The organism is Christiangramia marina, from assembly GCF_048285865.1.
GTDB lineage: Bacteria > Bacteroidota > Bacteroidia > Flavobacteriales > Flavobacteriaceae > Christiangramia > Christiangramia marina.
Map to the genome: position 1 here is coordinate 516,781 of NZ_JBLVTK010000001.1, position 16,247 is coordinate 533,027.

Below are 16,247 nucleotides of genomic sequence, written 5' to 3' on the forward strand. Positions count from 1 at the left end.
ACAGCCTGCTTGCTAAGCTTAAGGCGAAAAACTATCTTTGTTTTTTCTAAATTTCAACTAAATGATACAAGCAAAAGTCGCTGAAATACTGGAAAGCGATCAGTTTTTACAGGAACACCATGTGAAGGGATGGGTACGCTCTTTCCGTAGTAATCGTTTTATTGCGCTTAACGATGGTTCTACTTTGAAAAACCTGCAATGCGTTATCGATTTTGAAAATACTGATGAGGAAACCATCAATCGCATAAACGTAGGTGCAGCTATATCTGTTAAAGGAACTTTGAAAGAGAGTCTTGGCAGTCAGCAACGTGTTGAAATTGAAGTTTCAGAAATTCAAATTCTGGGCGATGCGAATCCTGAAGAAGTGAAACTAACCATTCTATCGCCGAAGAAGCATAGTATGGAGAAGCTGCGTGAACAGGCGCATTTACGTGTACGAACGAACACTTTTGGAGCGATCATGCGTGTGCGAAGTAAATTGTCTTTTGCAGTACACAAATATTTCCAGGAAAAGAACTTCTACCACGTTCACACACCAATTATTACGGGTAGTGATGCTGAAGGTGCCGGAGAAATGTTTCGTGTTTCTTCACTGGATATGAAAAATCCTCCAAAAAATGAGGATGGCAGCATTAATTATAAGGAAGACTTCTTCGGAAAAGAGACGAATCTTACAGTTTCCGGACAACTGGAAGCTGAAACCTTTGCACTCGGTTTAGGGCAGGTTTATACGTTCGGTCCAACTTTTAGAGCTGAAAACTCCAATACTTCCAGGCATTTAGCTGAATTCTGGATGATCGAGCCAGAAGTTGCTTTCTGTGATCTGGATCAAAATATGGACCTGGCTGAAGATTTTATTAAATACGTACTTCGATACGTAATGGAACACTCTAAAGATGACCTGGAATTTCTTGCCGAAAGACAGGAAAAAGAAGATCAGCTGAAGCCAAAAGCCGAAAGAAGTGACATGGGTCTTATGGAGAAGCTCAACTTTGTGCTGGAAAACAATTTCAAAAGAGTTAGTTATACTGAAGCTATAGAGATCCTGAAGAACTCGAAGCCAAACAAGAAGAAGAAATTCAATTATATCATCGAAGAATGGGGTGCAGATCTTCAAAGTGAGCATGAACGTTACCTTGTTGAGAAACATTTTAAAACTCCGGTAATTCTTTTCGATTATCCCGCCAATATCAAAGCATTCTACATGCGTTTGAATGAGGATGGAAAAACAGTGAGAGCGATGGACATTCTATTCCCTGGAATTGGAGAGATCGTGGGCGGAAGCCAGCGTGAAGAACGTTTGGATGTTCTTAAGGAGAAAATGGCAGAATTGAACATTCCGGAAGAGGAACTATGGTGGTATCTTGACACCCGTAAGTTCGGAACCTGTGTACATAGTGGGTTTGGACTTGGTTTTGAAAGACTTGTTCAGTTCACTACGGGAATGGGTAACATTAGAGACGTGATTCCTTTTCCAAGAACACCGCAAAACGCAGAATTTTAAGATTGAATATTATAGCAACGCATACAGTCCCTGCAATCGAACAAAAGATCCGGTTGCAGGAGTATGCGATTTCTATATTCCCTCAAATCAACAGTCGGTCGGCACTTAAAAAAGCGATCGCAAAGAAACTTGTCCTACTGGATGGAGAAAGAGCTAGCACTGCCGACTGGATCCAATCGGGACAGAAGATCGAACTTCTGGAAGATAAATTTCAGCAAATAAAGATCTTCAAATTTATACTTGAAGTATTATATGAAGATGAATATCTTGCTGTAGTTCAAAAACCATCGGGCATTCCTTCCAACGGCAATTATTTTCGAACACTCGAAAATGCTCTTCCGCACAATTTATCTGTATCCCATTCAGAAGATGCTTTAAGATATCCGGTTCCTGTTCACAGACTGGATAATCCTACCGCCGGGATCATTCTCGTTGCCAAAACCAGGAAAGTGCAGCAAATATTACACAGCGCTTTCGAAAATAAATCCATTCTTAAAACTTATCATGCACTAGTTCACGGCCAGCTACGAAGCGTGGTGACACAGACTGCAAGCATAGACGGTAAGGCTGCAACGACCATATTTGAACCAGTTGATAATTTTGAAATTGAGGACGAAATTTTTTCCTTGGTGAAAGCCAAACCCATCACTGGTCGCACGCACCAGATTCGTATTCATCTAAGTGATATGTCCTTGCCTATTGTTGGAGATCCCATTTATGGCATTGAGGAAGGATATTTTAAGAATAAGAATCTGTACCTATTTAGCTCCGGAATTAGTTTTGGACATCCTATCGCTTCAGAAGAAATGGAGTTTGAATTGAAGCTTCCGAAGAGGTTTACAAGCCTTTCCCGACATAAGCTGTCTTAACAAAAATTTACCACGAACATAGTTCGTGCCAAAGCCTACTTAGATCGATTTTTCCTTATTTTTGTTAAACAAGCACTCTTTTATGCTAAAGCAACAATTAAATTTTAAACTATCTCAGAAGCTATCTCCGCAACAAATCCAGTTGATGAAGCTTATTCAATTGCCTACCCAGGCTTTCGAGCAACGTATCAAACAGGAAATGGAAGAGAACCCAGCGCTGGAAGATGGAAAGGAAGATCGCGTCGACGAATATGATGATATAGGAAATGATAATTCAGACGATGAATACGATACCGATAGTGAAAGCATTGAAACTGAAATAGACGTTGATGAATATTTGAGTGATGATGAAATTCCAAGTTATCGCCTGAATGCCAATAATTACAGTGCAGATGATGAAGACAAGCAGGTGCCTTATGCCGCCGGAACTTCATTTACGCAACATTTAAAAACTCAGTTAAGCACGATAAGACTGGATGATATCGAGCAGGATATCGCAGAATTTCTGGTGGGAAGTGTGGATGAAAGCGGATATATAAGAAGAAGCATTCAGGATATCGTAGATGATCTTGCTTTTACCCAAAATATTTATACAGACGAGGAAACGGTTGAAAAAGTACTTAAAAAAGTACAACGACTCGATCCTGCTGGTGTTGGTGCACGAAGTCTTGAAGAATGTTTGATCATTCAGCTAAATCGCAGAGAACCCACAAAACAGGTGGAACTAGCCAAAGATCTGCTGGAACGCTCTTTTGATCATTTTAGCAAAAAACATTACAATAAACTTCTTACACGCCACGATATAAGCGAGGACGACCTTCGTGAGGCTATAGACGTTATCGAACATTTAAATCCTAAGCCTGGTGGAGCTTATTCGGGAAACACCAGAATGGTAGAACATGTCATACCAGATTTCACCATTAAAATAGAAGATGGTGATCTACAGTTAAGCCTGAATGGTAGAAACGCTCCTGAAATGCATATTTCAAGGGACTACAGTAACATGCTTAAAGGTTACAAGGAATCAAAAGAAAAGACGAAGGCTCAGAAGGATGCCGTCATGTTCATTAAGCAAAAGCTAGATGCCGCAAAATGGTTTATTGAAGCTATAAAACAAAGACAGCAAACGCTTATGGTAACCATGAGTTCGATCATGAATTACCAGAAGGAATACTTTCTTTCCGGAGATGAACGGAATCTTAGACCCATGATCCTGAAAGATATTGCAGATGAAATTGAAATGGATGTGTCTACGGTTTCAAGAGTGGCAAATTCCAAATATGTCGATACTCCATACGGAACGAAACTTATCAAAGAGTTCTTCTCTGAATCGATGACAAACGATCAGGGCGAAGAGGTGTCTACAAGGGAAATAAAGAAAATTTTAGAGATGTCCATAGAGGAAGAAGATAAAAGAAAACCTCTTACAGATGAGAAGCTCGCTAAGGTCCTGAAAAGCAAAGGTTATCCTATCGCCAGAAGAACAGTTGCGAAATATCGCGAACAACTGGATATTCCTGTAGCAAGATTGCGAAAAGAGATCTAATGAAATTGCTACTTAGGCTTTCCTCATACGTATTCCATCCTTTGTGGATGCCATTTTTTGGAAGCCTGTTTTACTTTATTCTTATTCCGAGGTATTTTCCAGACGAAATCGTTAAAGCTAAATTAATGGCGATAGCGATCATCACGATTTTCATACCGGTAGTATTTTATTTTTTACTGAAGAATCTTGGGAAAGCAGAATCGGTTTTTCTTGAGAAAGTTGAGGAAAGGCGCTGGCCACTATTTTTCTTTTGCTTATTGATACTGATGGTTTTACATCAAATTTTAAACTTCTATAATTATCCCGGGCTATATTACTACTTCGCAGGCATACTTATTTCGACTCTATTAGCCTATACCTTGAGCTGGTTCAGGCTTAAAGTCAGTTTGCATATGATGGGAATCACCGGGCTATTAATGTTCGTTACCGGCTTCTGTATTTACTTTCACCTATATTATATCTCCACTGTGGCATTTCTTATCATCGCCTGCGGTCTTACAGCATCTTCGAGACTTTATTTTAAAGCCCATACAAGCTCAGAACTATGGCTGGGAAGCCTATTAGGTCTAGGTCCGCAATTGCTTCTGTTCAATCTGTGGTTTACAGAATATAGAATGTCAGACCTATTTTTAAGGTAGATACATCTAAAGACTCATTCTGAAGTGAGGCATCCTTGAAAAAAGGGATCAATGAATAGTAGAAATGAAAGTTGAAAGTATTGTATCCAAAGGTAAAAGTTGCTCCGGCTCTGAATTTATTTAATTCTGAAAGTTTATTGATAACAGTTTGTCCTGTATCATCCCTATAGTTACTTCTGAAGTTATAAATATAGCCTAAACGGACTCCAGAATATATCCTCCAGAACTTATAAGATTCTGGGGTTGAAGTACGCCATCTAAATTCAAGTGGCAATTCGAACTGTTGTGTCGTGTAGCGATTGGTATCATAATCTATGTCCTCTAATGATTGAAATTCTGTGTCACCGGAAGCAGACCTAGTAATACGCAAATTTTGGCCATAGCTATCAATTCCCCAACCTAGCCCTAGACCGAGCGCAACGTTTCTACGTTTATTCAAAGGCATGTCTCGAATCACTCCCAGGTTGAGACCTCCGGAAAAACTTTCCTGAGAGATCGCTTCGGGTTTATTGGTAATTAGATTAAAACTGAAACCTACATAGAATTGATCCTCTCTATAGAGGCTATCTACTGTAAATGGTACTGAATCAGGGACTTTGTATTGCCGCTGTTCTTCCTGCGCAATCAAGATGACAGGAAAAAGCAGAGTTAAACTAAGAATGATCAATTTGATCCTCATGGTTTCAAATATTCTATAAATATAAAAAACATCCTGCCTGGTTTTAAACCGGACAGGATGCTTTCTATAATTAAATTGAAAAGATTTTAGTCGATGTTATTACCAGCTTCTCCCTTTTTGGTAGTATAGTTGATTTTTAACGCTTCAGCTTTTCTAAGTTCCTGTTTGATATCAGATACTAGTCCCATATTAGTTTCTTCATCCACTTTCAAAGCAGTTGTAAGATATGGAACAAGTTCTTCTCGCTTGGATTCTCTTTCGGCGTAAATAAACTGCTGCACTTCTTCAACACTTGCGAATTTATCATTTAGCTGAATCCTGGCTTCAGTACCATATTTCGCCTGGTATCTCTGGCTCGGTTTTCCAGCGTAAATATACATGATCAAATCTTTCTTGTCCAATTTCTCCACCTGGTCTGCAAATGGCAAATTGTTCTGGATCATTAATGTATTGTCACGCATTACCGTTGCCACCATAAAGAAGAACAATAGCATAAAAACGATATCAGGTAAAGATGCCGTACTAATTGCAGGCAAATCTCCAGACTTTTTCTTTTTAAATTTTGACATAATTTAAGTCGTTTTTTCGTTTCTAGTTCTAATTTGTTGGTTCAGCTTCAGATAATTTCTGAGGAATCATATCAGATATTACATCAATCTTCTCCTTCAATGCATCTTTGTCACCAGTATATCTTGGATCATTGTAGTTACTCTCCATTTTAGTGAAAGTGGTACCATACATTCTCTGTGCTTCACGATCTCTTAACTGATTATATGCAGCAACAAGTTCGTTCTGTACAGCGATATAAGTCCCGTACTCTGTCCCACGGTTATTTACCAGTGATATAATAGCTTTTTGTGGATTCACTGAAGATGCAGGATCTTTAGCTCCCTGGCAGAAACTACAGGCTTCATCGCCTTGTCCGCCACCATTATCAAGAAATTCGACAGCTGCTTGACGCAGTTCCCCAATTTCCATGCTCTCATCTTCAACTAGCAGCTCGTTATTACTGTTCACAAGCACCGTGAAAATGTTTCGTTGTTTAATAACCGGAGGCTCCTGCTCTTCAGGTTGCCATGGCGGTAACTTCCTGCTTATCCCACTATCTGTCTCAATGGTAGTAGTTACCAGGAAGAAGATAAGAAGTAAGAAGGCAATGTCTGCCATAGACCCGGCATTCACTTCCGGTGCTGATCTCTTTGCCATATTATTTAGCTAATTTTTTTATTCCAGAGAATACCATTGCTGCAATCGCAACTGCTGCAAGTATATAAAAGGTAATTAATCCTGCGCCTACCCAATGATCTGCAGATGCAGACAGCATAGTACCATCTTTTAGTTGAGTTGCCTCACCGTCACTTAATACATAAGCGACAATAATGATCACTGCAAAGGATCCTACGGCAATAATGGTGTTCTTAATACTTCCTCTGAATAAACCTACGATCACAAAGATAGCAACCAATACTACAACTGCTGCAAGAACAATGTATGCGATCCACATGAAAGGGTCTAAATGACTCCCCTGTAGGTCTGCCGAGGCTTTTATAGCATCGTCACCGGTAGCGATAATTCTTCCCAGAAGAATTAACCCAATCACACCGATCACGAGTGCCAGATATTTTAATACTTTATGTAAGGTCATAATTTACGTTGTCTTAAATTCGTTTTTTATTCTTGTAAGCTACCAACATATCGATTAGAAGAATAGAAGCATCTTCCATATCGTTTACAATGCTATCAATCTTAGCAATGATGTAGTTGTAGAAAATCTGAAGAATAATCGCAACGATCAAACCAAATACAGTTGTAAGAAGTGCTACTTTAATACCCCCAGCTACAAGTGAAGGCTGCATATCTCCAGCCGCTTCGATACGGTCAAATGCCTGAATCATCCCGATTACAGTACCCATGAAACCAAGCATTGGTGCAAGTGCGATAAATAAAGATACCCAAGAAACGTTCTTCTCAAGTTGTCCCATTTGAACACCACCGTAAGCAACTACCGCTTTCTCTGCAGCTTCGATACTTTCGTCTGCTCTGTCAAGACCCTGGTAGTAAATTGAGGCAACAGGTCCTTTTGTATTTCTACAAACTTCCTTAGCTGCTTCTACTCCACCACTATGAAGAGCGTCCTCAACATCCTGAGCCAACTTCTTAGTATTCGTAGTAGATAGGTTTAAAAAGATAATTCTCTCAATGGCAATGGCCAGACCAAGAATTAAACACAAAAGTACGATCCCCATAAAACCTGGACCACCTTCGATGAAACGTTTCTTAAGCTCCTGGTGAAAACCAAGGTCTTCTTCTTCCAGATCATCACCGGCCATTGCTTCTTCGTCATCCTGTACAAAGCTCACAATCGTCCCTGGCAAATTATTCGTACCGTTAGCCGCCTGTAGATTATAGGTTCCAAGAACCGTAATCGCGGCGATTACCAAAATAGAAAATAATCTTTTCATTACTGTTTGTCTTAATTTAATTAGTTAAAGGTTAAAGATATAAATTATTTTTAATAAACACTTAGCAGAGAGGAAGGGATTCGAACCCTCGATACGCTTGTGACGTATACACACTTTCCAGGCGTGCGCCTTCGACCACTCGGCCACCTCTCTGTATTTGTTAGGCTCGGCAAATAACGAAAAAAATAATTACCCGTCAAGAAACCCGCCGTTAATTTTAAGACATTTCACCACGAAGCGAGGTTTCGAAGATCGTTTTGAAAACTTTTGGAGATAAGTCTTTACCAATCAGGTACATCAGTTTGCTTACCGCAGCTTCGGTAGTGATATCCTTTCCGGAAACCACCCCTACTTTCTTTAGACCTACACTGGTTTCATACTGTCCCATGTTCACACTTCCTGCTACACATTGCGTCACATTGACCACAAAAAGACCTTCCTTTATTTTTTTCCGAAGCAGTTCGAGAAACCAGGATGTATTTGGTGCATTCCCGCTACCGTAAGTCTCTAACACCACTCCCTTTAGCCCAGGTTTAGCCAGAATATGCTCCACCGTGCTCTCGCTTATTCCCGGGAACATTTTTAATACCAGTATATTATCATCAAAACCTGTATGTAATTTTGTTTTCTGCTTTCTATTGGGAGCCCAAAGTGCCTTATAATTAACCGAAAGATATACACCAGATTCTGCCAATGCAGGGTGATTCATGGAAGAAAAAGCCTGAAAATGCTCTGCATTGATCTTCGTCGTCCTGTTCGCACGGTACAATTTGTATTCAAAATAAAGTCCAACTTCAGAAATAACCGGCTTTCCATTCTTTCTTAAACCTGCAACCTGAATACTTGTGATCAGGTTTTCTTTTGCATCTGTCCGCAAATCTCCAATAGGTAACTGCGAACCGGTGAAAATGATTGGCTTCGTTAGATTTTCGAACATAAAACTAAGCGCAGAAGCAGTATAGGACATCGTATCACTTCCATGTAGCACGACAAACCCATCATAATCATCGAATCTTTCATGGATCACATTCGCGATTTTGATCCAGTATTCGGGATTCATATTGGAGGAATCGATAGGATCACCAAAAGTCATGGTTTCGATCTCATGCTCAAGGATCTTCAATTCCGGGATATTATGCAAAAGCTCATCAAAATTGAAAGCTTTTAACGCACCAGTCTCATAATCCTTGATCATCCCAATGGTACCACCGGTATAAACAAGTAGTATCTTGGAATTATCCTTCATTAAGTCCCAGTTTATTGATTACAGGATTCGCGTACATTAATAAATAACTATTTAAAGCCAACGGATTTTTAATATCCACCCGCCTGCTTACTCTGCGGTCAAACTGTCTCTTTTCCTTTTCTGTGTATTTGTCTGTAAATCGCTCCTCGTTTCTGAGTAGATCACAGGCGATATAGTTCGATGGCCATAATTTGTAATTTTTATGGATCGCTTTATCAATGAGTTTGGAAACGGCCTGAAGTTGATCGTTTACTGAAAGATTCTGCTCACGAATATAATCCAGGTCTTCTGAAGTGATCACATCACCCGCATTCAAACGTATTCTACCTTTTTGCCCCATTGCGCCCTGCATGATACTATTAAAGTCTTCATTGGCGCTTTTCTTATATTCCTCCTGCATCCTTTTTGCCAGTACTTCAGGCATTTTCAGCATATCTGTAGGATCAAATTCATAAGAAATGGAAACCGGCACGATCTTGATCTTAGCCAGGTAATCAAGAAGATCCAGGTCACCCTTAGCCATCCCGATCATCTTAAGAACACCCTGCTGGGTCACATCATTACCATCTTTGGTTCTGCCTTCTCGTTGCGCCATCCAAATCGATCTTGAATCTTCCAGTAATTCTCTCGTGTATTCTGAAAGTCGCATGGAACTTTTTAGCATCTCACGCGGACTCTGATTTCGAAGGACCAGGAAATTACGATTCAACTTTGCCAGGGCGGCTAGGAAAGGTTTCTGCACCAGGTTATCGCCAATGGCAGAAGCAGTCATCACCAGGTCATGGTTGTACAGCGTATAATTAAGCAACGAAGTATCTAAGAGAATATCCCTGTGATTGGAAATATAAAAGTATGATTCGTCCTGATCAAGTTTATCGAAACCGCGGTCGCTAAGACCCTCACTGGTTTTCTCCAGAACTTTCTCCACACTATAGTAAATCACCTTGCTTTGAAAATCCTTAATAGAATAACAATCTGCGAGTATGGTCCTAATCTCGTCATATTCCAGATCGGGAAAGGTAAATTGCAGAAGCGCCTTTACCATGGGATGTTTTACATACTGCTGCAAAGCAGGGTTTACCTCTTCATCGTCGTAAAAACGTATATCATCAAAATTTTGCACCTATCTCTATTATTAGTTCAACAAATGAACAAAATTTATGTTTAACAGCTTTAGATTCCGAAGACTTCCTTTGAGTTTTTGGTAGTTACTTCAGCAATAGTCTCCACTGGGAGTTCATATATTTCGGCTAATTTCTCGGCAACCTTTAGAATATAGACCGGATCGTTTCTTTTTCCGCGGAAAGGTTTAGGAGCCAGGTATGGAGCATCTGTCTCAAGAACAATTTGCTCTAGCGGAATTTGAGCCATGAATTTATCGATTCCACCATTTTTGAAAGTAACCACTCCGCCAATACCCAGTTTCATATTATAGGAAAGCGCCTGTTGCGCCTGCTTGAAATTCCCCGTAAAGCAATGAAAGACCCCGAAAAGATCATCACCCTTTTCTTCTTCTAATACTGAAAATACCTCATTAAAGGCATTACGACAATGAATAACAATTGGAAGTTTATATTTTTTCGCAAGCTGTATTTGTCTTCTGAAAGCGTCCTGCTGAATTTCCAGTGTAGATTTATCCCAATACAGATCGACCCCAATTTCACCTACAGCGTAAAATTTGCGCCTGGCAAGTTCCTGTTCCACATGCTTTAATTCATCTTCATAATTCTCCTGCACATGAGTAGGATGTAATCCCATCATCAAAAAAATGTTCTCTGGAAATGCTTTTTCCAGCTCATACATACTTTGGGTAGTTTCTGAATCTATCGCTGGAATAAAAAAACGGGTTACATTTTCAGCAATGGCATCCTGTATAAGTTGCTGCCGGTCGCCATCAAATGAATCACTGTATAAATGAGTGTGCGTATCTGTAATTGTCATATCGCAAAAGTAAGATATGCGCCACAATCATAAAACCAATTTAGCTGAAGTTCTTGTAATTGAAAGGTGGTTATACTAAAACTGAATGCTTTTCAGCAATCTTTCGGGCGAGGTAAGCTGCATCTTTCTTGATTCCGCCAAGGGTTGCAGAACCTCTGGTATGCAACCAGGGCAAACCAATAAAGTAAAGGCCTTCCATATTACTTACTCCACGGTAATGTTCAGGATAGCCGTTTTTCGCCAGTTCCAGTCCTTCGATCCACTCAAAATTTGGTCGGTAACCAGTAGCCCATACGATATTCTTTATATCCCGAAGTTCTTCCTTCTCGGTAAGAATACGTTCGTTTTCGGCATCTTTGGTTTTACCCACAGCGGTTACATTTTCCCTGGCCAGAATCCCTTTTACATCTGTTCCAATTACGGGTTGTCGCGAATTACTGATCTTTTTTCCCAGCCATGTATCTCTACTGAAGCTTAAAAAGCCGGATTTTGTAAACCACCACCATAAAGTTTTACCCATTATTTCCTGCGGAAGTACTTTTACATCGGTAGTTCCTGAAAAATAGGTTTTGCGATCATTTTCAGAAATTTCATCCAGGATCTGAAATCCACTATCCCCGGCTCCTACCACCATAGCGGGACCGGCCTGTAACTGATCTGGATTTTTATAATAGTTGCTATGGATCTGAAAAACTTCAGAAGAGATCTTTTTAGAGAAAGCTGGTGTGTAGGGGATATGAAATGGCCCTGTAGCAATAACTACATTTCTGGCTTTTAGATCACCTTGAGGAGACTTCAGCAGAAAATGATCATCTACTCGGGTGATCTTTTGGATATAAGTTTCTAACTGAACCGGAATATCGAAATTCTGTACATATTTTTTAAAGTAACCGGCCACTTCAGTTTTAGAAGGATAATGTCCTTTATCGGCCGGAAATTCCATCCCGGGCATGTTATTAAATTCAGAAGGAGTAAAAAGAGTGAGAGAATCCCAGCGATTCATCCAGGAAGCACCAATTTCGGTTTCTTTATCCACTACCAGGAAGTTATGACCCTGTTGTTTTAGATAATACGACATGGCTAAACCTGCCTGTGCCGCTCCTACCACAATAAAATCCAACATCATTTAACTTTTTTGCAAAAGTACACTTATTTAAAGGTTTCTGAAAATCAGATCTTTCAGAATATAAACTCCTTATAACTCCAGAATTGGTAAAGGAACAGGATAAGAAATGCAAAGGTGACGATGAATTCCATAAAGCTTGAGGCCAGCAGACCGAGAAAAGAACCAAAAGCAGCCTTTCCAGCCGTTCTGGAATCAGATTTATTTAGAATTTCTCCAATGAAAGCACCTACAAACGGACAAATAAGAATAGCGAACGGAAATGGAGCGAAGATCCCAATGATCAAACCTATAGTAGCTCCGATCATTCCTTTTCGGCTTCCTCCAAATTTCTTGGTCCCCATTGCTGGGATGGCAAAATTGAGAATATAAAAAAGGATAGCAACAAAGAGCGTAATTCCAAGGAACACGTAGTTCACTCCTACTCCCGGAATAAGGAAAAATATAAGCAACCCGATCCAGCTTAATGGTACTCCGGGCAAGACCGGAAGAAAACTTCCCAGGATTCCCAGGATCATAAAAATCGCTGCCACACTTAACAATACTATCTCCATACTAATTCTATTTCTGAACGAAGATAATCAACTTAATTTCATTTTTTAACTAAATAATTAGTTCAAACTAAAAGATTAGTTCTATATTAGCTTTAACTTATTCATTTATCATGAAACAATTAACCAAGGCAGAAGAAGAGATCATGCAAATTCTCTGGCATCTAAAAGAATCTAACGTAAACGGGATCATTGATGAAATGCCCGAACCTAAACCCGCTTACAATACGGTTTCGACGATCGTACGGATTCTCGAGAATAAGGAATTTGTAGATCATAGGAAAAAAGGGAAAGGCTACATTTATTTCCCAAAAGTCGAGAAAGAGACCTATAGCAACCAGAGCATCAACCAGTTGATGAACAATTATTTTAATGGTTCATTTCAAAGCATGGTTAGCTTTTTTATGAAAAAGAACGAGATGAAATCAACAGATCTCGAAGAAATTTTAAAAGAAATCAATAAAGACAATAAGTGATGGAACATTATATCATTCAGGTAATTTTATTCCAACTTGGATTTTTCGTGATCTACGAGGTGTTACTGGAAAAAGAAACCTTTTTTAAACTTAACCGTGCGTACCTTATTGCAACTCCTATCCTGGCGTTTTTGATTCCATTTATAAAGATTGGGAGCTTACAGCAAAGTGCACCAGCACGCGTTATGCAACAATTTAGCGATCAAACAATGATCTTAATGCCGGAGGTAATGATTGGTGAAACTTCCAACGCTGCAACTACGAATTCTGTTCAGGCCGATCCTTCAATCAACTGGATGTTATGGTTATATCATGCAGGAGTAGTCATCAGTTTAAGCATATTTATTTTCAAGCTTATTAAACTTCAGAAGATCGCTCGAAAAAGTAAAACTCTCGATGTTCGTTACTACGAGCTGAGAGAGGTTCCAGATTCTGATACTGCTTTCACCTATTTCAATAAATTATATATAGGAGACCAGATTTCAGAAAAAGACCGACAGCATATCATCACTCATGAACTGGTGCATCTGCAGGATCATCACGGTTTTGATTTGATGGTTTTCGAGTTTTTAAAGATCCTGTTCTGGTTCAATCCGCTTATCTATATTTTCCAATCTAGGCTGGCCACGCTTCACGAATATATTGCTGATAGCACCACCGTTCAGAAATCGGGAAAAAAGCAATATTTCGAACAGTTGCTCAATACCGCCTTCGGAACAGAAAACTTTTCATTCACCAATCAATTTTTTAGTCATTCATTAATCAAAAAACGAATCATTATGTTACAGAAAAATCAATCATCAAACATTTCAAAATTCAAGTTTTTACTCATCATTCCCATGCTAATGCTTATGCTTACTTATGTAGCATGCTCCAATGATAATTCCGCGGAAATAGAACCAGAATTACAGGAATCCAGCACTTCGGAAATAATTGCGGAACTTAAAGCACATCTAGAAAATAAGGAGAGCCTTACTCCATCAGAGAAAGAAGAGTTCCTGCAGCTTCTTAAGAAAAGAGAAGAGTTATTATTGAAAGAAGCGAAGGCGAATGGGACAGAGGTTATAGAAGTTGTTGAAGAACAAACATTGCCACCTTCACCTCCGCCAGCCCCGGGTTCTACCGAAGATATTCAAAATCGTGCCGATAATAGCGCCTACGATAATGCTACCTCAGTTCCATTTGCTGTGATCGAAAAAGTTCCTGCCTTCCAGGAATGTGATGAGTGGCTAGATGACGCCAGAAAAAATTGTACTTCTTCAGAAATTTCAAAATTCGTCAATAAGAACTTCAATACTTCCCTGGGAAAAGAATTAGGACTTAAAGGCATAAATCGTGTCATCGTTCAATTCAGAATTGATGAAAACGGACAGGTCCAGGATATTAAATCAAGGGCTCCGCATCCAAGATTAGAAGAGGAAGCTAAAAGAGTCATTTCTGAGCTTCCATCATTTATTCCAGGAGAACAGAATGGTCGTGCCGTAAGTGTCATGTATAGTTTACCAATCGCATTTCAGGTTCAATAATAAATTCAAAAACAAGATTATGAGAAACAATAAATTTAAAAATCTACTAAGCCTTTTTGTATTGCTAATTTCTCTTTCAGGTTTCAGCCAGGAGTTGGCTACACCTTTTGCGGTGGCAGACAAAACACCTGTCTATCCTGGATGTGAATCGCTAACAGGCAATGATCAGAAAGATTGCACGGTGGAGCGAATTACCAATCATGTGAATAAAAATTTTAACACCGCTCTGGGAAAGGAATTGAATCTTAGCGGTCGCCAACGTATCGTTGTGAAATTTGTAATAGGCAAAGACGGTGAAATTAGAGATGTTGAATCAAGATCTCTGGCAAAAAAGGCTGAAGTAAGAGCCAGCCTGCAAGCTGAAGCCAGTCGCGTGATCAAATCATTACCAAAGATGCAAGCGGGTGAATTTGAAGGTGAAAAAGTTGCGATCGCATATGCTTTACCGATAGAATTTGCTACGCCTCAGAAAGAAAATAAGAACAGATAATATAAAGTGATTTGAAATTTTTACTAGCCCTGATTCTTACTGTAATCGTCCTGCTGCCCTCCTATGCGCAGCAGGACATTTTAAATAATGCTGATAGTCTTGCAGCCGTCGGCAATCGTGAAGAAGCCATTAAATTACTAACAGACCTGCCTGATAAAGACGCTAAAGTTCTATTGAAACTGGCGAAATTTCAGCAGTCGGAAGGAAATATCAAAGCCGCACTTGAGAATTATAAACAGGTAATTCAACAACATCCTGAGAAGGTTTTAACGATGCAGGATTATGGAGAACTGTTACTTGAAAACGGGAAACTTGAGCTGGCAGATAGTATCTTCAGTAATTTAAAAGAAAGCTATCCAGAAAATGCTGGCTTTACCTATAGATTAGGACTTGTTAAAGAAAAGCGCAAACTGGACACCCTGGCTAATCGTTTATTTTTTGAAACCGTTAGTTACGATTTTTCACATCAAGGTGCATTATATAAAACAAGCAAATATCAATTAGCTCGCGGTAGAAAACATGAAGCGATTGTACTTGCGCAGGCTGGTTTAAAAAAACGTCCAAAAAATGTAAGTCTGTTATCCATTCTGGGCCAGGCCTATATGTCCACTTTTCAGTTTGATAAGGCGATACCGGCGTTTAATACGATCGTGGAAGAAGGGGAAGCTTCAGAATTTGTACTGGAAAAGCTCGCAAAAGCCTATCGTATGACCAACCAGTTACCAAAAGCCTTGGAAACCTATAAGCAAATGCTGGACATCAATGATATGAATAGCGCTGCGCATTCTAATATAGGTGTCATCCTAATGGAAATGGATAGGCACAAAGAGGCGAGAGAACATTTCTACAATGCCCTGTTTATAAAAAATCCCAGAGTTGACAAAGAATTTCTGAATCTTGGACTCGCTTCAAAAGAACACGAAGATTTTAAAGAGGCCTACCGATTTTTCAAATTTGCGCTCGAAGAAAATGAAGAGAACGAACGGGCCTTACTGGAACTGGCGCTTACTGCCGACAGGTATTTTGAAGATAAAAAATCTGTTGCTGAACATTACCAGCGATACCTTGACCGGTATGCCGGCAAGGGGAATTCCAAGATGATCGAAATTGCAAAGTACAGGTTGAGTGAGCTTAAAAAAGAAGAGCATTTTTCGGAATAGCAGATAATTTTCCTAACCTGCTAGATTTCACTATTT

General features: G+C 39.5%; 18 protein-coding genes and 1 tRNA gene. 8 read left to right on the forward strand and 11 right to left on the reverse strand.

Going from position 1 to position 16,247, the window contains the following annotated elements; genetic code table 11:
• The first annotated feature begins 61 nt into the window (after positions 1–61).
• The 4 genes from asnS to ACNKXS_RS02335 all read left to right on the forward strand — a co-directional run bounded on the left by asnS (position 62) and on the right by ACNKXS_RS02335 (position 4,557).
• The gene (gene asnS, locus ACNKXS_RS02320) at positions 62–1,504 is read left to right on the forward strand and encodes an asparagine--tRNA ligase (protein ID WP_417919457.1); all 1,443 of its coding nucleotides are present in this window, start codon (positions 62–64) and stop codon (positions 1,502–1,504) included.
• A 2-nt stretch (positions 1,505–1,506) separates the two neighbouring features.
• The gene (locus ACNKXS_RS02325) at positions 1,507–2,373 is read left to right on the forward strand and encodes an RluA family pseudouridine synthase (protein ID WP_417919458.1); all 867 of its coding nucleotides are present in this window, start codon (positions 1,507–1,509) and stop codon (positions 2,371–2,373) included.
• Between the two features lie 82 nt (positions 2,374–2,455).
• Positions 2,456–3,919, forward strand: a complete 1,464-nt coding sequence (rpoN, locus tag ACNKXS_RS02330; RefSeq protein WP_417919459.1) for an RNA polymerase factor sigma-54 — start codon at positions 2,456–2,458, stop codon at positions 3,917–3,919.
• Positions 3,919–4,557, forward strand: a complete 639-nt coding sequence (locus ACNKXS_RS02335) for a hypothetical protein (protein ID WP_417919460.1) — start codon at positions 3,919–3,921, stop codon at positions 4,555–4,557. Before rpoN ends, ACNKXS_RS02335 begins: the two co-directional genes overlap by 1 nt.
• Here ACNKXS_RS02335 and ACNKXS_RS02340 read toward each other — a convergent pair.
• From ACNKXS_RS02340 to ACNKXS_RS02390, 11 genes are all read right to left on the reverse strand, one after another.
• A complete protein-coding gene (locus tag ACNKXS_RS02340; RefSeq protein ID WP_417919461.1) occupies positions 4,520–5,236 on the reverse strand; it encodes a porin family protein in 717 nt (238 codons plus the stop codon). The two genes, ACNKXS_RS02335 and ACNKXS_RS02340, sit on opposite strands and share 38 nt — an antisense overlap.
• Before the next feature lie 86 nt (positions 5,237–5,322).
• Entirely contained in the window at positions 5,323–5,805 is a 483-nt protein-coding gene (locus ACNKXS_RS02345; protein WP_026914054.1) for an ExbD/TolR family protein, read from the reverse strand.
• A gap of 28 nt (positions 5,806–5,833) precedes the next feature.
• Complete coding sequence (locus ACNKXS_RS02350; RefSeq protein WP_417919462.1) at positions 5,834–6,442, reverse strand: ExbD/TolR family protein; 609 nt, start codon at positions 6,440–6,442, stop codon at positions 5,834–5,836.
• Position 6,443: 1 nt separating this feature from the next.
• Positions 6,444–6,881 carry a hypothetical protein gene (locus ACNKXS_RS02355; protein ID WP_295178515.1) on the reverse strand — a complete coding sequence of 146 codons (438 nt, stop codon included), beginning with the start codon at positions 6,879–6,881 and terminating at the stop codon, positions 6,444–6,446.
• 13 nt (positions 6,882–6,894) lie between these two features.
• Entirely contained in the window at positions 6,895–7,698 is an 804-nt protein-coding gene (locus ACNKXS_RS02360; RefSeq protein WP_295178516.1) for a MotA/TolQ/ExbB proton channel family protein, read from the reverse strand.
• A 65-nt stretch (positions 7,699–7,763) separates the two neighbouring features.
• Positions 7,764–7,851, reverse strand: a tRNA-Ser gene (locus ACNKXS_RS02365).
• Positions 7,852–7,915: 64 nt separating this feature from the next.
• Positions 7,916–8,944: an asparaginase gene (locus ACNKXS_RS02370; protein ID WP_141878911.1), complete on the reverse strand. Its 1,029-nt coding sequence runs from the start codon at positions 8,942–8,944 to the stop codon at positions 7,916–7,918.
• Positions 8,934–10,067: a 1-acyl-sn-glycerol-3-phosphate acyltransferase gene (locus ACNKXS_RS02375; RefSeq protein ID WP_417919463.1), complete on the reverse strand. Its 1,134-nt coding sequence runs from the start codon at positions 10,065–10,067 to the stop codon at positions 8,934–8,936. The genes ACNKXS_RS02370 and ACNKXS_RS02375 overlap by 11 nt, the downstream gene beginning before the upstream one ends.
• Positions 10,068–10,117: 50 nt before the next feature.
• A complete protein-coding gene (locus tag ACNKXS_RS02380) occupies positions 10,118–10,885 on the reverse strand; it encodes a TatD family hydrolase (protein ID WP_417919464.1) in 768 nt (255 codons plus the stop codon).
• Positions 10,886–10,955: 70 nt separating this feature from the next.
• On the reverse strand, positions 10,956–12,008 hold the full coding sequence (locus ACNKXS_RS02385; protein ID WP_417920131.1) for a flavin-containing monooxygenase: 1,053 nt from the start codon (positions 12,006–12,008) through the stop codon (positions 10,956–10,958).
• A gap of 56 nt (positions 12,009–12,064) precedes the next feature.
• A complete protein-coding gene (locus ACNKXS_RS02390) occupies positions 12,065–12,562 on the reverse strand; it encodes a DUF456 domain-containing protein (RefSeq protein ID WP_141878914.1) in 498 nt (165 codons plus the stop codon).
• 110 nt (positions 12,563–12,672) lie between these two features.
• Here ACNKXS_RS02390 and ACNKXS_RS02395 point away from each other — a divergent pair, with 110 nt between their 5' ends.
• The 4 genes from ACNKXS_RS02395 to ACNKXS_RS02410 are packed head-to-tail and all read left to right on the forward strand — an operon-like array spanning position 12,673 to position 16,211.
• Positions 12,673–13,035 (forward strand): BlaI/MecI/CopY family transcriptional regulator, encoded by a 363-nt coding sequence (locus tag ACNKXS_RS02395; protein WP_417919465.1) that lies wholly within the window; start codon positions 12,673–12,675, stop codon positions 13,033–13,035.
• The gene (locus ACNKXS_RS02400) at positions 13,035–14,561 is read left to right on the forward strand and encodes a M56 family metallopeptidase (RefSeq protein WP_417919466.1); all 1,527 of its coding nucleotides are present in this window, start codon (positions 13,035–13,037) and stop codon (positions 14,559–14,561) included. The genes ACNKXS_RS02395 and ACNKXS_RS02400 overlap by 1 nt, the downstream gene beginning before the upstream one ends.
• A gap of 19 nt (positions 14,562–14,580) precedes the next feature.
• Complete coding sequence (locus ACNKXS_RS02405) at positions 14,581–15,051, forward strand: energy transducer TonB (RefSeq protein ID WP_417919467.1); 471 nt, start codon at positions 14,581–14,583, stop codon at positions 15,049–15,051.
• An 11-nt stretch (positions 15,052–15,062) separates the two neighbouring features.
• Positions 15,063–16,211 carry a tetratricopeptide repeat protein gene (locus tag ACNKXS_RS02410; RefSeq protein ID WP_417919468.1) on the forward strand — a complete coding sequence of 383 codons (1,149 nt, stop codon included), beginning with the start codon at positions 15,063–15,065 and terminating at the stop codon, positions 16,209–16,211.
• The last annotated feature ends 36 nt before the right edge of the window (positions 16,212–16,247 follow it).